Origin of the sequence: Pontibacter locisalis (assembly GCF_042684605.1) — a bacterium.
In the GTDB taxonomy this organism is placed as follows: Bacteria; Bacteroidota; Bacteroidia; order Cytophagales; family Hymenobacteraceae; genus Pontibacter; species Pontibacter locisalis.
The window spans coordinates 263,199-281,135 of record NZ_JBHULU010000012.1; the positions used below are offsets into that span (position 1 = coordinate 263,199).

The 17,937-nt window shown below is 44.4% G+C and carries 17 protein-coding genes; 11 read left to right on the top strand and 6 right to left on the bottom strand.

Annotation, left to right across the window (positions count from 1 at the left end; translation table 11 throughout):
• Positions 1-26: 26 nt before the first annotated feature.
• The 4 genes from ACFSRY_RS09235 to ACFSRY_RS09250 all read left to right on the top strand — a co-directional run bounded on the left by ACFSRY_RS09235 (position 27) and on the right by ACFSRY_RS09250 (position 5,600).
• Positions 27-419: a ribosome-binding factor A gene (locus ACFSRY_RS09235; protein WP_377505825.1), complete on the top strand. Its 393-nt coding sequence runs from the start codon at positions 27-29 to the stop codon at positions 417-419.
• A 22-nt stretch (positions 420-441) separates the two neighbouring features.
• Positions 442-1,251, top strand: coding sequence for a class I SAM-dependent methyltransferase (locus ACFSRY_RS09240; protein WP_377505828.1), 810 nt, complete (start codon positions 442-444; stop codon positions 1,249-1,251).
• Between the two features lie 32 nt (positions 1,252-1,283).
• Positions 1,284-2,507 carry an ABC transporter permease gene (locus tag ACFSRY_RS09245; protein WP_377505831.1) on the top strand — a complete coding sequence of 408 codons (1,224 nt, stop codon included), beginning with the start codon at positions 1,284-1,286 and terminating at the stop codon, positions 2,505-2,507.
• Between the two features lie 174 nt (positions 2,508-2,681).
• Positions 2,682-5,600, top strand: a complete 2,919-nt coding sequence (locus tag ACFSRY_RS09250) for a DEAD/DEAH box helicase (protein WP_377505834.1) — start codon at positions 2,682-2,684, stop codon at positions 5,598-5,600.
• A gap of 50 nt (positions 5,601-5,650) precedes the next feature.
• Here ACFSRY_RS09250 and ACFSRY_RS09255 read toward each other — a convergent pair whose 3' ends face one another.
• Positions 5,651-6,307: a hypothetical protein gene (locus tag ACFSRY_RS09255; RefSeq protein WP_377505838.1), complete on the bottom strand. Its 657-nt coding sequence runs from the start codon at positions 6,305-6,307 to the stop codon at positions 5,651-5,653.
• A 185-nt stretch (positions 6,308-6,492) separates the two neighbouring features.
• On the opposite strand from ACFSRY_RS09255, the gene ACFSRY_RS09260 reads away from it, so the two are divergent.
• From ACFSRY_RS09260 to ACFSRY_RS09275, 4 genes are all read left to right on the top strand, one after another.
• Complete coding sequence (locus ACFSRY_RS09260; RefSeq protein ID WP_377505841.1) at positions 6,493-6,933, top strand: SRPBCC family protein; 441 nt, start codon at positions 6,493-6,495, stop codon at positions 6,931-6,933.
• A 58-nt stretch (positions 6,934-6,991) separates the two neighbouring features.
• A complete protein-coding gene (gene crtD / locus ACFSRY_RS09265) occupies positions 6,992-8,494 on the top strand; it encodes a 1-hydroxycarotenoid 3,4-desaturase CrtD (protein ID WP_377505844.1) in 1,503 nt (500 codons plus the stop codon).
• Complete coding sequence (locus tag ACFSRY_RS09270) at positions 8,487-9,167, top strand: carotenoid biosynthesis protein (protein ID WP_377505847.1); 681 nt, start codon at positions 8,487-8,489, stop codon at positions 9,165-9,167. The genes crtD and ACFSRY_RS09270 overlap by 8 nt, the downstream gene beginning before the upstream one ends.
• A 125-nt stretch (positions 9,168-9,292) precedes the next feature.
• Positions 9,293-9,907 carry a TetR/AcrR family transcriptional regulator gene (locus ACFSRY_RS09275; protein ID WP_377505851.1) on the top strand — a complete coding sequence of 205 codons (615 nt, stop codon included), beginning with the start codon at positions 9,293-9,295 and terminating at the stop codon, positions 9,905-9,907.
• Between the two features lie 84 nt (positions 9,908-9,991).
• On the opposite strand, the gene ACFSRY_RS09280 is transcribed toward ACFSRY_RS09275, so the two are convergent.
• Entirely contained in the window at positions 9,992-10,234 is a 243-nt protein-coding gene (locus ACFSRY_RS09280; protein WP_377505854.1) for a DUF6952 family protein, read from the bottom strand.
• A 6-nt stretch (positions 10,235-10,240) separates the two neighbouring features.
• Positions 10,241-10,561, bottom strand: a complete 321-nt coding sequence (locus ACFSRY_RS09285) for a thioredoxin family protein (protein ID WP_377505857.1) — start codon at positions 10,559-10,561, stop codon at positions 10,241-10,243.
• Positions 10,562-10,861: 300 nt separating this feature from the next.
• Between ACFSRY_RS09285 and prfA the strand changes: the two genes are divergently transcribed.
• The 3 genes from prfA to ACFSRY_RS09300 all read left to right on the top strand — a co-directional run bounded on the left by prfA (position 10,862) and on the right by ACFSRY_RS09300 (position 13,934).
• A complete protein-coding gene (prfA, locus tag ACFSRY_RS09290; protein WP_377505860.1) occupies positions 10,862-11,938 on the top strand; it encodes a peptide chain release factor 1 in 1,077 nt (358 codons plus the stop codon).
• 154 nt (positions 11,939-12,092) lie between these two features.
• Positions 12,093-13,463, top strand: a complete 1,371-nt coding sequence (locus ACFSRY_RS09295; protein ID WP_377505863.1) for a right-handed parallel beta-helix repeat-containing protein — start codon at positions 12,093-12,095, stop codon at positions 13,461-13,463.
• A gap of 51 nt (positions 13,464-13,514) precedes the next feature.
• Positions 13,515-13,934: a secondary thiamine-phosphate synthase enzyme YjbQ gene (locus ACFSRY_RS09300; protein WP_377505865.1), complete on the top strand. Its 420-nt coding sequence runs from the start codon at positions 13,515-13,517 to the stop codon at positions 13,932-13,934.
• A 52-nt stretch (positions 13,935-13,986) separates the two neighbouring features.
• Here ACFSRY_RS09300 and ACFSRY_RS09305 read toward each other — a convergent pair whose 3' ends face one another.
• From ACFSRY_RS09305 to gpmI, 3 genes are all read right to left on the bottom strand, one after another.
• Positions 13,987-15,417 carry a M43 family zinc metalloprotease gene (locus ACFSRY_RS09305; RefSeq protein WP_377505868.1) on the bottom strand — a complete coding sequence of 477 codons (1,431 nt, stop codon included), beginning with the start codon at positions 15,415-15,417 and terminating at the stop codon, positions 13,987-13,989.
• A 193-nt stretch (positions 15,418-15,610) separates the two neighbouring features.
• Positions 15,611-16,186 (bottom strand): hypothetical protein, encoded by a 576-nt coding sequence (locus tag ACFSRY_RS09310; RefSeq protein ID WP_377505871.1) that lies wholly within the window; start codon positions 16,184-16,186, stop codon positions 15,611-15,613.
• 11 nt (positions 16,187-16,197) lie between these two features.
• Positions 16,198-17,721, bottom strand: a complete 1,524-nt coding sequence (gene gpmI / locus ACFSRY_RS09315) for a 2,3-bisphosphoglycerate-independent phosphoglycerate mutase (protein ID WP_377505874.1) — start codon at positions 17,719-17,721, stop codon at positions 16,198-16,200.
• Positions 17,722-17,937 lie beyond the last annotated feature (216 nt).

The window sequence follows — 17,937 nt, forward strand, 5'->3', positions numbered from 1 at the left end:
AATTAATATGATATTTGCATCTTCGTATGGAAAGTAAAAGACAACAGAAGTTTTCGCGCCTGATTCAGAAAGAATTGGCGGATATCTTTCAGCGTGAGGTTCCGCATCTATTTGGTGGCGCTTTTATATCAGTAAGCACAGTGCGGGTGTCTCCGGATTTAGGTTTGGCACGCACTTACTTAAGCGTTATGATGGCCCCAAATCCACAGGAGCTGTTGCTGGAGGTTCGTTTAAACAGTAAAACAATTCGTCATCATTTGGCTCAGCGCATCAAAAACCAGGTTCGGGTTATACCTGAGCTGGCGTTTTACCTCGATGATAGTGCTGAATATGCCGCTAACATGGATAGAATCTTTTCAAACCTTGATATCCCACCGGAAAGTGAAGATGACGAGGATGATGACACATACACTAAATAAAGCTTAAGCTTCTTTCACCCTTATGCAGTATGATCCTATAAAGCGTGTGCTTGGTGATGTTTTCAACAAGACCCCTTTTCTGCGCCGCGTATTTTACAACTTACTGGACCTGCTGTTATTGCGGACCTGGCATGTGCACAAAGAGCTGCGCGATTGGGCAACAAACCGCCGTAACAAAGAGCAATATATTTTAGATGCCGGTTCCGGCTTCGGGCAATATACCTATTACCTGTCTGGGATGAGCAGCAAGTGGAGCATAAAGGCAGTAGATGTTAAGGAAGAGCAGATATCTGACAGTAACTGCTTTATCCGTGCCATTGGTCGCCATAATGTAATATTCAAAATTGCAGACCTGGTAAAGTACCGAGAGCCTAATAATTATGATCTTATACTTTCAGTTGATGTGATGGAGCATATTCTGGAGGATGTAGAGGTGTTTCGAAATTTCCATGCTTCCCTGCGCTCCGGAGGAATGCTGGTTATTTCTACGCCATCTGACCAGGGAGGCTCTGATGTTCATGGCGCAGGTGAAGAATCCTTTATAGAAGAGCACGTCCGGGACGGTTATAATATTCAGGAAATTCAGGATAAGTTAAAGCTTGCCGGGTTCAGAAGAGTGGATGCTCGTTATTCATATGGTAAGCCTGGGCAAATCTCCTGGCGTTTGTCCATGAAGTACCCGCTGGTGATGCTGAACATCTCTAAAATTTTCTTCCTGGTGCTGCCGTTCTATTACCTAGTAACTTTCCCGATCAGCTTAGTGCTAAACTGGATGGATGTGAATCAAAAGCATGCTTCAGGTACAGGCTTGATTGTAAAAGCATGGAAATAATTAACCATAAACCAGTGTTATTTTATAATTAAATGAACGTCCCTTTTCTAATAGCGAAGCGTTATTTTTTCTCTAGAAAGAAGAGGAACATCATTAGTATTATTTCCAATATAGCCATGATAGGCGTGGCTGTTGGCTCTGCGGCCCTGATTATTGTTCTTTCAGTTTTTAATGGTCTGGAAGACCTGATCCGGGAAATCTATTCCAGTTTTGATCCGGACCTGAAGATCACTGCCGTAGAGGGCAAGTCTTTTGAAACAGATACCGAGTTCATGAACCGGATACGCAACACTCCAGGTGTGGCGGTTGTGTCGGAGATAATTGAAGATAATGCCCTCTTGCGCTACAACGACCGGCAGATGGTGGTAAAGGTTAAAGGCGTTAGCGAGAACTTCTTTGAGCAGAATGAAATTGCTGAATCGATAGTTGAGGGAGACGTTCAGCTAGAAAAAGACGACACCTATCATGCCCTGATAGGGAGGGGTGTACAGTATCAACTTTCAATAAGGCCAAACAACCAGTTTGTGCCGCTGCAGTTCCTTTACCCCCGCAATACAAAGTTCAACCCACTGAATCCGGAGGGGGCATTCAATAGTTTAAATATTGTGCCCGGAGGAGTTTTTGCTATAGAACGGCAATATGATGATGCCTATGTTTTTGTGCCACTTAATTTTGCTGAAGAACTTTTGGAGTATGGCCGGCGTCGTACTGCCCTTGAACTAAAGGTAGAAGAAGGCTTTAATATTGAGCAGGTAAAACAGGACCTAAAACAAGTTTTGGGTGATAGTTTTAAAGTTCAAAATAGCGATGAGCAGCACACCAGTCTCTTGCGCGCTGTTAAGGTAGAGAAGCTATTTGTGTTCATTACTTTTGCCTTCATCCTGTTTATTGCTTCCCTCAACATTTTCTTCTCCCTCTCAATGCTTGTTATAGATAAGAAGAAAGATATTGCCATACTTGCCTCCATGGGCGCCACAGCTAAAACAATTCGGAACATTTTCCTTTTTGAGGGAGCTCTGGTGGCCTTGATTGGTGCAGCCTATGGCTTAACACTGGGTATGTTGATTTGTAACCTGCAACAAACCTTTGGCCTTGTAAGTATGGGAATGGCAACATCAGTCGTGGAGGCATACCCGGTAAAGATGGAAGTCGAAGACTTTGTGCTGACAGGGGTTGCCATTATCATAATCACCCTGCTTGTATCCATCAGGCCAGCACGAAAAGCGGCTGCCATGTCTGTTACGGAGAACCTGTAAACTTCTCCCCCTGCAAATCTGCATTTGCGGATTTAATTTCCTAACAAAAGTCTTCAGCTCCTGTTTCGCCACAGGATTTAGTGTAATAGTACTTTACAGTGGCGAATAGCCTTTATTTTGATAGGAATTATATTGTTTTAGGGCTAAATTTGAAGTCCTAAAACTGTCTTTGGCATGAAAGTTTATACCACGCAGCCTTTTCAGGTAATTTATTCTTTATTCGAGCATGAGTACCTGGGATACTTATTCGAGTCTTTTGTGGTTCAGGTAAACTCCAAGGGGCAGCTTACCCTGCAGCATCAGAATATTTCCGCGAAGAATGCAGATGAGTTTGCTGCGCGTTTGGATGCCAATGATTTTAAGCTGATTCAACTTATTGATCAGATACAACAGGATGCCGTTCTGAAGCGCTTCTCACCGAAGAAAAAGTCGCCTGTAGACTTCTTTCTGAAGGTTTATGATCCGGAGAAAGGAGACAAAACCTTACAAGATAGCATCAGCCACTACATACAGGGGCGAATGGGTAAGATACTGGACCTGCTGTGCAACAAGATGACCTTCATTATGGGTAAGGATGGGGAGCCGACCTGGAAGCGAATTAACATCGCTACAGAAAAGGCTACAGTACTTTTCCACTTCATGCGAAATGCTGATAATACCCATTACTTCCCTACTATCAAATACAACGGCCAGAAACTGGATTTTCAGTACCGCAACGCAGCCCTTATTTGCTATGAACCCGCATGGCTCATGTTAAATGACGTGGTGTACAGCTTTGAAAAGGATGTGGACGGGAAGAAGCTACAGCCATTCCTGAATAAAAAGTTTATTGTAGTGCCACGCTCAGTAGAGGAGAACTACTATCGCAAATTTGTGGCCCCTTTACTGGAGTCTTTTGATGTGCATGCAAAGGGGTTTGACATACAATCTGAAAAGTATGAGCCTACTCCTTTTCTCCATTTTTCGGAAATAGCTACAACAGAAGCTCCTGCAGTAAAAGGGAATAGCAACGGCGCAGCTAGTAAAATACTGTTTACACTCTCTTTTAAATATGGAGAGCACCTGGTGCAGGCACAGGAGGCGAAACGCATCAGTGTTAGCATGGAAAAGACGCCAGAATCATATGTCTTTCACAGGCTCATCCGGAATGTGAATCATGAGAAGGATTTTGCCAAAGAACTAAACAAGCGGGGGCTGGAAGTAAAGAACGGGCAGGTAGTGCTTGATAAAAGCGACGCATTCGGCTGGTTGAATAGTAATCTGCAGGAACTGGAACAGCTGGGATTTGCTGTAAAGCAGGCGGATAGTGTAGGAAAGAGCAGCGGGAAGAACTATTTCATCGGTGAGATAACCCTGGATGTAGATATCTCTGAAAAGAATGACTGGTTTGACATTTATGGTACTGTCCGGTTCGGAGAATTTGAGGTACCCTTTATCAAACTTAAAAATTATATACTAACTAAAAATAATGAGTTTCAGCTTCCGAATGGCCAGATTGCCATTATACCGGAAGAGTGGTTCACGCAATATATCGAGCTTTTTGCTTTCTCAGAGGGTGAGCACCAGTTAACCCTGAAGAAGCACCACATGGCTTTGGTAAACGACCTGCAGAATGGGAATCTGGCTACCGTTACTATGAGCCGTAAGCTGGAGCAACTGCGAGAATTTGAAATGATAGAGGATAAGCCGCTGCCGGCCGGTTTCCAGGGTGAACTCCGTCCTTATCAGAAGGCGGGATATAACTGGCTGCATTTTGTGCAGAACTATAAGTTTGGTGGTTGCCTGGCTGATGATATGGGACTAGGTAAAACGGTTCAGACGTTGGCAATGCTGCAGCACCGCAAAGAAAATGGTGCAGAGTCTGCTTCCCTGCTGGTGATGCCGACTTCCCTCGTGTATAACTGGATAAATGAGGCGCAGAAGTTTACACCTGACCTGCGTGTTTTAAACTACACCGGTACCTACCGTTCAAAGGATGTCAGCCTATTTGCAGATTATGATGTAGTGCTCACTTCTTATGGAATTGTAAGGTTGGATGCCGAAATGCTTAAGAGCTATTATTTCGACTATATCATCCTGGACGAATCACAGGCTATAAAAAACCCGGACTCCAATACTTCTAAATCGGTGCGTGAGCTAAAGTCAAGGCACAGGCTTATACTAACCGGTACGCCAGTAGAGAACAGCACTATGGATCTATGGTCGCAGATGTCGTTCATAAATCCGGGGCTGTTAGGTAATCAGCACTTCTTCCGAAATGAGTTTCTTAAACCTATCGAGAAAGAGAAGGATGAGCAGAAAACACGTAAGCTACACGCTCTGATAAAGCCGTTTATACTTCGCAGGCACAAGTCTCAGGTTGCCAGGGAGCTGCCAGAAAAGATCGAGCATACCACCTACTGTAAAATGACAGAGGAACAGGAGCACGCCTACGAAGAAACCAAGTCATACTACCGAAATAAGATTCTGACAAGCCTGGAGGAAAACGGCCCTGGGAATATGCAGTTCATGCTCTTGCAGGGACTTACAAAGCTTCGCCAAATTGCCAATCACCCTTTAATGACTGATTCTGGTTATGAGGGAGAATCCGGGAAGCTGAAGGAGGTAATGCGCATGACTAAAAATGTGGTAGGGAAAGGGCATAAAGTTTTAATTTTCAGTCAGTTTGTGAAGCACCTGGAATTGATTCGGAAAGCGTTAGATGAGAAGGAGATCGCTTACACTTACCTTGATGGTAATACAAAAAACCGGCAGGCACAGGTAGAGCGATTTCAAAATGATGAAAGTATCCAGGTATTCCTTATCTCACTCAAAGCTGGTGGTGTGGGCTTAAACCTTACGGCCGCAGACTATGTGTTTATTCTTGATCCTTGGTGGAATCCGGCGGTAGAAGCACAGGCTGTAGACCGGGCGCACCGCATTGGGCAACAGAATACTGTTTTCACCTACAAATTCATAACAAAAGATACTGTAGAGGAAAAAATACTAGCCTTGCAAAACCGGAAGATTCAGTTGGTAACAGACCTCATCAGCACAGATGAAACCATTATCAAAAGCCTTACAAAGGAGGATATTGATAACCTGCTCAGCTAGATGTAGATCATAGATAAAAAAAGAAGGGCTCCTGATCAGGAGCCCTTCTTTTATCCTTCCCTTTCCTCATAAGGAAGCTTTTTAGAGGCTTTGCGTATTATAGCACTGATGATGGTGTAGGTATCGCTGCCGAGCCCACGGTCCAGAGACTTCTGATAGCGCCACAGCAGTTCCCCTGTTTGCCCATCGTTTATGGCAATACTAGCAGCTCCAGAATTTGTTGGGAGAGCATACGTGTCAAGAAGTAGTCCCATGGCAAGTGCAGCACCATCAGAAAGTGGTTTATCGGTTTGAAGAGTGCCACTGATAATGGCATCTACTCCTAATATCTCCGCAAGCTCTTCATAGGTGTAAGATTTTATGTCTTCCTGGGTAATATTGTGCCGGTAAAGCAACGTATTCGTTTTATGTATATCCTGTACATCTATGGCAAAGTTTTCCTTGCCTTTTTCTTTTAAGAAGAAAGAGTAAAGCGCGTTTTGCACAGCCAAAGCCTCCTTTTGCTCCATTTCTTTGTGTCTTTTTGGTCCTAAGCGCTCCATTTGGTTTGGCCGTAGGTTAATTATAGTTTCGAAAGGGATAATTGCCAATGTTTTATGATCCTTTGTTTTCGCATGAAAAGCTGGACTTGTATAAATAGCTCTGTTCGTGCAGCTGCCGAAAAAAAATGAGGCTAAAAGTAAAAGTAAGTAAAGAGTCCTTTTCATAATTTTATTTGTTTAGGTTAAAAGGCTGCTAACTATTCAGCAGCAAAAACCTAAAATCAAATAATATACCATTATTATATATATCATATGTTACATGGTAAACTGTTTAAAAAGTACAGCAAAAAGGCGGTGCTGTGTTAAAAAATAACAATTCTGGGAAAGTGGGGTTAAGCTCTAAAAGGAATATGAAAATTCACATAAAAACAGAGGTAGCTAGGGATTATAAAGAGGTGTTTGAAGCTTTTGATGAGCGGCTGTTTCGAAAACTGTCCCCATCTTTTCCTAAATTAAAGCTTTTGCGTTTTGATGGAAGTGAGCCGGGAGATGTAGTGGATGTAGAGCTGCAAGCCGGATTTAGATCCTTTCGGTGGACGAGCCTGATAGTGGAGAGAAGTATAACTGACAGCGGAGCATTTTTTATAGATGAAGGTCAGGTGCTCCCCCCTCCCCTGCGCTCCTGGCATCATAAACATCTGGTCACTAAAGAAGGAAAGGGTTCTGTTATTCACGATATTATTGATTTCAGTACAGGCCTTAAACCGCTGGACCTGCTGCTCTACCCACTCATGAGGTTACAGTTTGGGATGCGCAAGCCGGTTTACCAGCGGGAGTTCGGTAAGGTGTAAAACCTTTCCTGTACTCCATCAGTTTACTGCACAACAACTAAAAGACGTATATTAGAGAATGTCGAAAGCGGTCATCATAGGGGCAGGAATTGGAGGCATTGCCACAGCTGTGCGTTTAGCTGTGAAAGGTTACCATGTAACTGTATTAGAAGCAAACAATACCTTTGGCGGCAAAATGCATGAGTTTTGGTTGGGGGGGTATCGCTTCGATGCCGGGCCATCGCTGTTCACAATGCCTCATCTGGTGGATGAACTGTTTGCTTTGGCCGGACGTGATCCTAAAGAATATTTCACCTATACCCGGCTTAACCCCATTACCCATTATTTCTGGCCTGATGGGAGCCATGTAAAAGCTTATGCCGATGCCACTAAATTTGCAGAGGAGGCTGAGCGGCAACTGGGTGTGCCAAAAAAGGCAGTGCAGGATGCGCTGGCAAAGAGCAACAGGCTATACAAAGGCACAGCAGACACCTTTCTTAAAAAGTCGCTGCATAAGCTGGATACTTACCTTAGCCCGGATGTGCTGAAGGCGCTAAGCTGCCTCTCTGACCTTGGCCTGACCACCACCATGCACGAAGAAAATCTTAAGCAATTCTCCGATCCGCGCTTCGTGCAGTTGCTGGATAGGTTTGCCACTTATAATGGTTCTGATCCATACCAGGCGCCTGGCACACTCAATATTATTCCGCACCTGGAGCACAATATCGGTGCATTTTATCCGAAGGGTGGTATTTATGCTATTGCAGCAAGCCTTGTAAAACTGGCGGAAGAGCTTGGGGTAGAGTTTAGGTACAACGAAAAAGTGAACCGGATTCTCACAACTAAAAGTAAGGTAACAGGTGTGGAAACCAGCAGCAGCACCTACGAAGGAGATCTGGTTGTGAGTAATATGGATGTGGTGCCAACATACCGAAGACTCCTGCCAAACCACTCAGCACCGGAAAAAACGCTGCAGCAGCCCCGATCAAGTTCTGCGCTTATTTTTTACTGGGGTATAAAACAAAGCTTTCCGCAACTGCATGTGCACAACATCTTCTTTAGCCAGAATTATAAAACGGAGTTCGAGCACATTTTCAAGCACAAAACAATAAGCGCAGACCCAACAGTCTATGTTAACATAACTTCCAAAGCAGAACCAGGTGATGCTCCCCGTGGTAGCGAAAACTGGTTTGTGATGGTAAATGTTCCCCATAATCAAGGGCAAAATTGGGAGCAGCTAACAGCTGATACACGACAGGCGGTGCTGATTAAATTAAATGCAATGCTAGGGACTAAGGTGGAAGCGCTTATTGAGGAGGAGCAGATTTTGGATCCGCTACTCATTGAAAGCCGGACGTCGTCTTTTGGAGGCGCTCTTTATGGCAGCAGCTCCAATAACCGGATGGCTGCTTTCCTCCGTCACCCCAATTTCAGTTCAAAGCTTAAGGGATTGTATTTTTGTGGCGGGAGTGTGCATCCGGGGGGCGGTATACCTTTGTGCTTGTTATCTGCCAAAATAGTAGGAGAGCTAGCGCCAGCTGCTGTTGCCTCTCCTGTTAAACCATTTCAACACCATGCCTGATACTAAAACAGCTCCTCTGTTTGCACCCGTTGCTGATAAGTATAAGAGGTTTGCTTTACCCCTTGCAGTGGCCGTACTTGTTATATTTCATGCGGTAGGTTTTTGGGGAATGATGTTTAGCGGAAGCCCCGAGTATTTTCAACGGCTAACCCCAATGAACCTGCTGCTCACCAATACACTGCTCTTTTCTTTCCACCGGCATTGGAGCGCTCATTTTATACTTTTTGCCCTTGTTGTTTTTGCTGTTGGCTTTTTCTCAGAGGTGGTAGGTGTACACACCGGAATTATCTTTGGTGATTATGTTTATGGCGAGGCATTGGGGCTAAAGGTTTGGGAGGTACCCCTCCTGATAGGGCTCAATTGGCTGATGCTGGTTTATGTAACCGGCGTTATCAGTAATAAGCTAACCCTGCCATGGATAGGGAAAGGTGCCTTGGCTGCGTTGCTCATGGTTATACTCGACTTTTTTATAGAACCTGTTGCCATGGCTTTCGATTTCTGGAGTTGGAGGGGTGGGGAAATTCCTCTTTCCAACTATGCCGGGTGGTTCGGTATAGCGTTGCTGCTGCAACTGTACTTCCAGAAAGCCGAATTTTCAAAACAGAATGCTTTAGCGCCTTATGTATATTTAGTTCAACTCCTTTTCTTCCTATGTATCGGGGTGCTACTTTAAACTAAAATATAATTAAGTAGTACGTATCTACGAATTACAAAATATAACCGACCAAATTGTGTAGTTTGCGTAGTTAGTGCACGTACCATAAAAACAGGGTAGGTTAAAGTAAGATCTGATTTAAAATGACATTTCTGGAAACAATACTGGAGGAGACTCTTCAGATTTTTAAAAAAGAGGGCATTGAGGCAAACTCTGAAGAACAGCTAATCCAAAAGCTAGATATAAGGGAGTCTACTTACAATGAGATGTTCAAGAGTAAGACAGATTTAGTTAAAGCAACTGTGTTGTTTGATCTTGAGACGCAGGAAAGAGAACATGTCCGGATTTTAGCCAATGCAAAAAATCCAATCGAGGAGATCATGCTAATGTTGCAGGATGGGTTGGATAACCTTAAAACGATAAACCCCCTCTACTATGTTGACCTGCAGCGGGAGTATCCGGATATATGGAAAATTTGCCTGGACCATCTTAACTCTTATTCCTATCATCAAATTTCAGATATAATAAACAGGGGTATTATTCAGTCTCTTTTCCGAAAGGATGTAAATCTCCAATTGGTAACAAAAATCATTCTGGAACAGCTCACAATGATCCTGAACCCAGTTGTTTTTCCTCCGGACCGATATAATATCAGAGAAGTTTTCAGGAGCGTTTTCCTGTACTACATCAGAGGTATCTGTACGGAAGAGGGAGGCAAAATGGCGGAAGAGTTCTTCTCAAGAATCAATAATAAATAGTTCTGCAGTAGCAGATTGTTGTAAAATAGAATGTCCGGGCTACAGATGTAGCCCGGACATTCTATTTTACCAGGGTTTTATTTCTTAGCTGATGGAGACACGCACTTTCTTTGTATACTCCCTTAGCGAAGTTTTAAAATCGTTGCCGTTATCCTCCATATCGTTTAGAATCCAGACGGCAGCAAGAACGTGTGTTAGCTGCTCCCCTTCGTCCTCTCCTTCCACTTCGATAGCTGGTTGCTGCTCATCAACGATTGCCTCTTCTGCAGCCATTAGCTCATGCAGGTTATAATTCTCAACCAGCTTTTTTATTGCAGGTATCTTCATACTAGTTTATACATCAAGTTTATGAATAAGTGATAATACTGCCTCCTCTTTGCTGGCAGCTACAGAATCCACCAGTTTCCCATCTTTAAAAACAGCGAAGAAAGGCAGGTTGGTAACCTCTGCTAGCTTACGAGCCTCAGGGCTGGTTTCTGCATTTACATCTACAAAGGCAATGTTTGCAAAGCTTTCGTCATCAGACATGCGCTTAAACTTTGGCGCGAATAAACGGCAGCTGCCGCACCAGTCCGCATAGTACTTTACTACTACCTTTTGATTAGAGTTAAGTACCTCGTTAAAATCACTATCTGTTGCTTTTATTACAGCCATATTTCGTCAAATTATTAGTTTTAAATCAGATTAGGTACCCTTAAGCATACTTGCTTCAAAAGTAAATGTTTCAAGCCAAATATGCAGCTTTTGCTATAGTTAATAGAAACAAGACTAGTTGTGGTTTGTTCATTTAAAGGCGTTGGCAGGCGCAGCTTTAGTTCAGGAAACTAACTAAACCCTGGGCAAGGTTATAGCTATGAGTTATTTACAGCGATTGAACATCTTTTTAAGCTAATTTGTATAAAAGAAACTACACTGCAATTTTGTATCTTTGCAGCCTAAAACCAGACAAGACCCATGTTAGATAAGTTAGAAGCCATTAATCAGCGATTTGAAGAGGTAAGCCAGTTGCTTATTCAGCCTGATGTGGCCAGCGATATGAAGAAATTCAAGGCGCTGAACAAAGAATATAAAGATCTGGATAAGATCGTAACAGAGTATAAAAAGTACCTGAACATCCTGAGCAACATTGATAACGCGAAACAGGTGATTGCTACGGAAAAGGATGAGGACTTCCGTGAGATGGCCAAAGAAGAGCTGGATGAGCTAATTCCGCAGCGCGAGGAAATGGAAGACAAACTGAAGGAACTCCTTATCCCTAAAGACCCTAACGATAGCAAGGATATCATCATGGAGATCCGTGCAGGTGCCGGTGGCGATGAGGCCTCTATTTTTGCAGGTGATTTGTACCGTATGTATACCCGCTTTGCTGAAAAGATGGGCTGGCGTACGGAATTGATCGATGCTACGGAAGGTACTTCTGGTGGTTATAAAGAAATTATTGTGGGCATGTCTGGTGAGGACGTTTATGGCAAGCTGAAGTTTGAGTCTGGCGTGCACCGCGTGCAGCGAGTGCCGGCTACCGAAACGCAAGGCCGTATTCATACTTCTGTGGCTTCCGTGGTAGTTCTGCCGGAAGTAGAGGAGTTTGATATTGAGCTGGACATGAACGACATCCGTAAGGACCTTTTCTGTTCTTCGGGGCCAGGCGGGCAGTCGGTGAACACAACTTACTCTGCCGTTCGTCTGACTCACTTGCCTACGGGTTTAGTAGCACAGTGTCAGGATCAGAAATCACAGCTAAAGAACTTCGATAAAGCATTGGCTGTACTTCGTTCGCGTATTTATGAGCAGGAGCTTGCCAAGAAGCAGGAGGCAGAAGGTGCGCAGCGTAAGAGCATGGTTGGCGGTGGCGATCGTTCTGATAAGATCCGTACATATAACTACCCGCAGGGGCGTGTAACAGATCACCGTATTGGTTATACCGTTTACAACCTGCCAAATGTGATGGACGGAGGAATTGAAGATTTTGTTGAGCAGCTGCGTATTGCCGAGAATGCTGAAAGGCTGAAAGAGGGCGCAACAGCAGAGTAATAAGTACGTTCTAATTAAGTTATTAAAAGGATGCGGTCAGGCAAGTAAGGCTAACTGCATCCTTTTGTTTTTTACTGCTGGCTTACTAACTTGTTGAGTTGCAATACACCATATTGTTTAACAGCCTTGCTTTTCAACTATTGAGTGCCCTAACTTGAGATACTTCCTCGCTATACTGCCCCTGCTTCTGTTGCTGTCTATGTTCTCCTGTGAGCCAAAGGATGAGATAGTGACCACTGATCCCAATGCTGTGCTGGAGTTTTCCGGGGATACGGTTCTATTTGATACTATCTTCGTCAGCCGCGGCAGTGTGACTAAGCGCCTGAAAGTATATAACCGAAATAAAAAAGCTGTAAGGATAAGTGAGATTGCTTTGGCTGGTGGCGGTGCATCCGCTTATCAGCTTACGGTAAATGGGGTGCAGAGTCCCCTGGTTAGTAATTTAGATCTGCGTGCAGGAGACAGCCTGTATATACTGGTGAAGGCTAATATTAATCCTACTGATGCAAACTTGCCTTTCCTTGAGGCCGATTCGATCCTTTTTAAAACGAATGGACAACAGCAGAATGTAAAGCTGGTGGCTTACGGACAGAACGCCTATTTCCATCGCAAAGAATCTGTTGGCACCACAGTCTGGAAGAACGACAAGCCGCATGTGCTCCTGGACACGGTGCTGGTTCAGGAGGGGGCTACTCTCACAATAGAAAAAGGGACGCATATTTACGGGAGTACAAAATCAGTGCTATTAGTAAATGGCCGGTTATTAGTTGAGGGTACACCAGAAGAACGTGTGACATTCAGTGGGTACCGTCGGGAAAAAGAGTACCTGACAGCACCCGGGCAGTGGGAAGGAATACGAATTCTGGTTAAGAGTGCCAGTAACAGCATAAAGTATGCTGATATTAAAAATACACAGTATGGGCTGCGTATTGGTAACCCCGGTAACTCAAGCACCTTAGTAGAAGGCTGTGCTATACAATATGCATTTTTGGATGGTATAGTAGCTTTTACTTCCAATGTCAAAGTTGTAAACACCCTGATCCATAACTGTGGGCAATATGGCTTTGGTGGCTTGGGAGGAGGAAATTATGAGATACTTTATTCTACTATCGTCAGCTATAAGAATCCGCTTCTGCGCGAGACGCCTTTGCTGGCTATTGCAGATTTTATTCCCGGTACAGAAATAAAAGACAAACCGACTTCCCTCCGCCTTGTAAACTCCATTGTTTACTCAGATGGCTATAGCTCAGACAATGAAATACTGATAACTCCTCTTTCTGCTGCAGTAGAGGTTAGTAACAACATTCTGCGGACACAGGTATACAGGGATCAGCTTAATAAGAATAATAAACTGAACATAGAGCCCAAATTCAAGGCGCCAGATAAAGCAGACTTTAAACTGGATACCTTGTCACCGGCCAGTGGAGCCGCGAAGTTGTTGCCCGGAGTGCTACAGGATATTACTGGCAAGACGCGTAGTGCAAATACACCTGATGTTGGAGCCTTTGAAAGATTGATTGACTAAAGCAATTTTCCTAGTGAGCTGCATACACATCGAACACCTAAATTCATACCCATGTGGTTTCAGAGGGAGATTAGACTACCTGCTGTAAAGCGGGGATTTCATTTGATAACAGACTTGATTACTGCACAGTTACCTGAACTGGAAGGAATAAGGGTTGGACTGGCTCATGTTTTTATCAAACATACCTCGGCAAGCCTTACAATTAATGAAAACGCTGATCCAACTGTGCGGCAGGATTTTGAGAGCCATTTTAATCATATGGTTCCTGAGGACCAGTCCTACTACCGCCATACCTTAGAAGGACCTGATGATATGCCGGCTCACTTGAAAGCAGCTATACTTGGCAACTCTGTCTCTGTGCCTATAAAGAATGGAGAGTTTAATTTCGGTACCTGGCAGGGAATCTACCTTTGCGAGCACCGGAATCATGCCTCTAAACGCACGATAGTGGTAACACTTCAGGGAGAGTAGAAAAGACCGTTAATTGACTTGGCTATAAGTCATCATTCGCAAATTGTAATGCCTATCGTACCACACTTACCTTCTTCGTGAAGGTGCCGTTTGTACTGGTAATGTGGAGGAAGTAAATACCGGAAGGCATTTCACGAATATCAAGGCGAAGCACTCTGTCCCGCGCCTCAGCAGTTAACATCACCTGGCCTACGTGGTTTACCATCTGAACCTGGCGAACTAGAATCCGGGCAGGTTGCTCTATGGTTATAAAGTCAGTAGAAGGGTTTGGATATACGACAAGGTCATTTACGGTTACATTTATATAGTCCACCTTGGTCTCAGTGCTGGTAAGGTTGCCGTTAGAGATGGTGAGCGTCACGTTATACTTCCCCGGCTGCGAGTAAGTAACTACAGGATCTCTTTCTGTGGAGGCTGCAGGGGTGCCACCCTCAAATTCCCATTTATAGGATGTAGGCCGTATACCGGCAGAGGCATTTGCAAACTTTATTGACTTACCGGCTACAACAAGAGTGTCCCCGCTCAATTCCGTTTTAAAATCGGAACGAAGGGAAGCGGAACATGCAAGCGAGCTGAAAATAGAACTTCTTGCTGTACTTAATATAGCCTGCATACGCGCCGCCTGCCCAAACGTGAACAAGTTCATACACGCATCGTCGGTATAGTCCATGTAGTTCATGTACATGTCACCGTAGGGGCCGTTATCACACGAAAGCCTGTTCCCCTGTGGGCAGTAAACGTTTTCCTCCAGTTGGTTAGGTGTATCGTCTATGTTGTCAGAGTCTGTACAGGAGGATCCCCCACCCCAGATGTGGCGTAATCCTAGCCAATGCCCTACTTCATGTGTAGCTGTCCGGCCTTGGTTATAGTTCGAGGCAATTTTATTAAATGGTGGAGCTCCAACAGTAGCAAAGTGAAGCACAACTCCATCAGAAGCTGCCGGAGAGCCTGGAGGAGCCGCATAGCCTAATAAGTTATCGGAAATCCTGCATATCCAGATGTTGAGGTACTGGTCTCTGTCCCATGCATTCACACCTCCCTTGCTATTGTATTTCATCTCATCTGTCAGATGATCGAAAGAAAACTTGCTCGTTTTAGTGCGGGTAATCCCGGTGGTGGCATCTCCATTGGGGTCAAGCGATGCCAGACAAAACTCAATGTCTGTGTCTGCGGCAAAAGGCTGGAAATAGGAGGGCGTATTAGCTGCGTCAGCGTTTTTCCTTCGGAAGTCAGCATTCAGGATATTCAGCTGTGAGAGCACTTGCTCATCAGAGATATTTTCCTCAGCGGTATTGTACAGCACATGGAAAACAACAGGTATTGTTACTGTAGTAGCCATGCGCATGTGCTGCCCCTCCTGTTGTGTCTGCATCGCTTGCTGTACTGCCTGCTCTACCAGTTGCTGCATCTGTTCAAATTGCGGATTCCTTTGCTTCAGCTCTTCTACATAGCTTTCCGTGCCACAGGTGCGCTTTGTGGTCAAAGAGGGAGTAAAAGCAGTATCCTGAGCAATGCTTATAATTGGAAAGCAAAAGCTAAACAGGACTAGAAGCAAAGTGGAGCGCATAGCAAAGACTATATGAGGAAGCAGACACTAAAGGATGCTTTCTACGCAATATACGAAGAATGTAAAAATATTCCAGTAAGTCTCTTTATTACAGCACACTATGGCTTTTCTAAAGATTAGCGTCTACAGCGTAATGTAAAGAGTCGCTGAAAATAAGCTTCTGTACGCCCTGCACATTATAACTGGAAATATTGCCTGTAACTGGATCAGCATCAAGTCGAACTTTGCGGCGGGAGAAAAACAACGGATTTTCATCCTGTAGCACAGCGTTTAGTTGCTGAAGTTGTTTATCTGGTGAGATAACAAGGCGCAGGTACTGCACAAGTGGCTCACTGTTCTCTGTTTTTCTGTACTCAATAGCTACGCTGCCATTTTCAAGCACAGTTTCTTGTTTTACATAATACTCCTGTAAGGCTGGGCGATTAAGATCTGTTTGCTCGAATACAGCCAGCTCATCCTCCCAGTCTACCTTATCTGTCTGTACAGTTTCAGTAGGCTGGTTTTCTGTGGTAACTGATTTAAGTACCATTGGCTGCTCTGCTACCAGCCTTTGCTTTTGCTGTTGCAGGTAAGCCGTCAGGTCATATGGAGCCCCCTCCTCGGTAAAGGTAGGCGGGGCAGGCCTTTCACAGGCTGTAGCGGCCAGTAACAGGCCCAGGGATAAAATTGGGAAATATTTTGCCACAAGGTTGACTATCAGCTTATTAAAGATTCTCCCGTCATTTCCTCTGGCTTGTCCAGCCCCATTAGCTCCAAGATAGTTGGAGCTAAATCACCTAGCTTACCCTCGTGTAAAGAACCTTCAAAGTCATTGCTTACCAGCACGCACGGCACGAGGTTAGTAGTATGAGCTGTATTAGGTGTACCGTCAGGGTTGATCATCATATCCGCGTTACCGTGGTCCGCAATAACAATAATGTCGTAGTCATTCTTCAGAGCGGTGGTGATAACTTTCTCAGAGCATTCGTCAACGACTTCACAGGCTTTCACAGCTGCTTCGAACACACCTGTGTGGCCTACCATGTCCGGATTGGCAAAGTTCAGGCAAATAAAATCAGCGGACCTTTTCTCAAGCTCCGGTACAATGGCATCACGGATTTCGTAGGCACTCATTTCCGGCTGCAAGTCATAAGTGGCAACTTTAGGTGATGAGCAAAGCAACCTGGTTTCACCATCGAACTGTGTTTCGCGGCCACCCGAGAAGAAGAAAGTTACGTGTGGGTACTTCTCTGTTTCGGCAATGCGTATTTGTTTTTTACCGGCCTTTGCGAGTACTTCTCCCAGCGTATTGGTAAGATTGTCTTTCTCAAATATAGGCTCTACACCAACAAAAGTATCGTCGTAGTTGGTCATGGTAATATAGCGCAGGTCCAGCTTGTGCATATCCTGTTCAGGGAAGTCGCGCTGCGTCAGGGCCTGAGTTATCTCACGACCACGATCTGTTCTGAAATTGAAGCAGATTACCACATCGCCATCTTTTATAGTGGCAATTGGCTCCTGGTTATCATTAACCTTTACGATTGGCTTTATGAACTCATCGGTTACACCTTCGTTGTAGGACTCAAGCATAGACTTGATAAGGTTCTGTGAAGGTTTTCCCTTTCCTTTCACCATTACATCATACGCCAGCTTTATACGTTCCCAGCGGTTATCGCGGTCCATGGCATAATAACGCCCTACAATGGAGGCAATAGTGCCGGTAGTATTCTCCAGGTGCTCCTCCAGTTCATTTATGTATTTTACGCCTCCCTTCGGGTCTGTATCGCGTCCGTCAGTAAAGGCATGGATGTATACATCATGAATTTCCTGGTCAAAAGCAGCTGTGCAAAGTGCTTTCAGGTGATCGATGTGTGAGTGTACTCCTCCGTCTGATACCAAGCCTATCAGGTGCACAGGTCTTTTATTCTCTTTTGCATAAGCAAATGCGTTGGAAAGAGCTGGCATCGTACGCATTTTATGATCGGCAATAGCCCGGTTAATGCGCACCAGGTCCTGGTACACCACACGACCGGCGCCAATGTTCATGTGCCCTACCTCAGAGTTACCCATTTGTCCCTCTGGTAAGCCTACAGCTTCGCCGGAAGCCTGGAGCTGAGTGGTAGGGTACTTCTCCATAAGGGAGTCGATGAAAGGTGTATTAGCCTTTTTTATAGCCGAAACCTCCGGGTTAGTGGTAATACCCCAACCATCTAAAATAACTAAGAGAACCTTTTTATTCATGGTACAAATATAGGTATAATCTTTCAATGGCAGCTTAGAGCCAAATACGGTCGTGCCTCAGTACCGGCTACTGTTTATTATTAAATTTAGTTTTGAGAGCATATAAATTTAAACGAGTAATCATGGTATAAATGCATTTTTCATATCTTTAGAAGATACTATTAACTTTGGAGGCTCTTTAAAATGTTACCCATACTTGTGGCATAGTTTTAGCTA

What these genes read in the sequence shown, in the direction of transcription:
- crtD (WP_377505844.1), top strand. Translation starts at nt 6,992, where the DNA reads ATGTCGAAAGCGGTCATCATAGGGGCAGGAATTGGAGGCATTGCCACA.
- ACFSRY_RS09300 (WP_377505865.1), top strand. Translation starts at nt 13,515, where the DNA reads ATGTGGTTTCAGAGGGAGATTAGACTACCTGCTGTAAAGCGGGGATTT.
- ACFSRY_RS09255 (WP_377505838.1), bottom strand. Translation starts at nt 6,307, where the DNA reads ATGAAAAGGACTCTTTACTTACTTTTACTTTTAGCCTCATTTTTTTTC.
- ACFSRY_RS09285 (WP_377505857.1), bottom strand. Translation starts at nt 10,561, where the DNA reads ATGGCTGTAATAAAAGCAACAGATAGTGATTTTAACGAGGTACTTAAC.
- ACFSRY_RS09270 (WP_377505847.1), top strand. Translation starts at nt 8,487, where the DNA reads ATGCCTGATACTAAAACAGCTCCTCTGTTTGCACCCGTTGCTGATAAG.
- gpmI (WP_377505874.1), bottom strand. Translation starts at nt 17,721, where the DNA reads ATGAATAAAAAGGTTCTCTTAGTTATTTTAGATGGTTGGGGTATTACC.
- ACFSRY_RS09245 (WP_377505831.1), top strand. Translation starts at nt 1,284, where the DNA reads ATGAACGTCCCTTTTCTAATAGCGAAGCGTTATTTTTTCTCTAGAAAG.
- ACFSRY_RS09275 (WP_377505851.1), top strand. Translation starts at nt 9,293, where the DNA reads ATGACATTTCTGGAAACAATACTGGAGGAGACTCTTCAGATTTTTAAA.
- ACFSRY_RS09260 (WP_377505841.1), top strand. Translation starts at nt 6,493, where the DNA reads ATGAAAATTCACATAAAAACAGAGGTAGCTAGGGATTATAAAGAGGTG.
- ACFSRY_RS09240 (WP_377505828.1), top strand. Translation starts at nt 442, where the DNA reads ATGCAGTATGATCCTATAAAGCGTGTGCTTGGTGATGTTTTCAACAAG.
- prfA (WP_377505860.1), top strand. Translation starts at nt 10,862, where the DNA reads ATGTTAGATAAGTTAGAAGCCATTAATCAGCGATTTGAAGAGGTAAGC.
- ACFSRY_RS09235 (WP_377505825.1), top strand. Translation starts at nt 27, where the DNA reads ATGGAAAGTAAAAGACAACAGAAGTTTTCGCGCCTGATTCAGAAAGAA.
- ACFSRY_RS09250 (WP_377505834.1), top strand. Translation starts at nt 2,682, where the DNA reads ATGAAAGTTTATACCACGCAGCCTTTTCAGGTAATTTATTCTTTATTC.
- ACFSRY_RS09280 (WP_377505854.1), bottom strand. Translation starts at nt 10,234, where the DNA reads ATGAAGATACCTGCAATAAAAAAGCTGGTTGAGAATTATAACCTGCAT.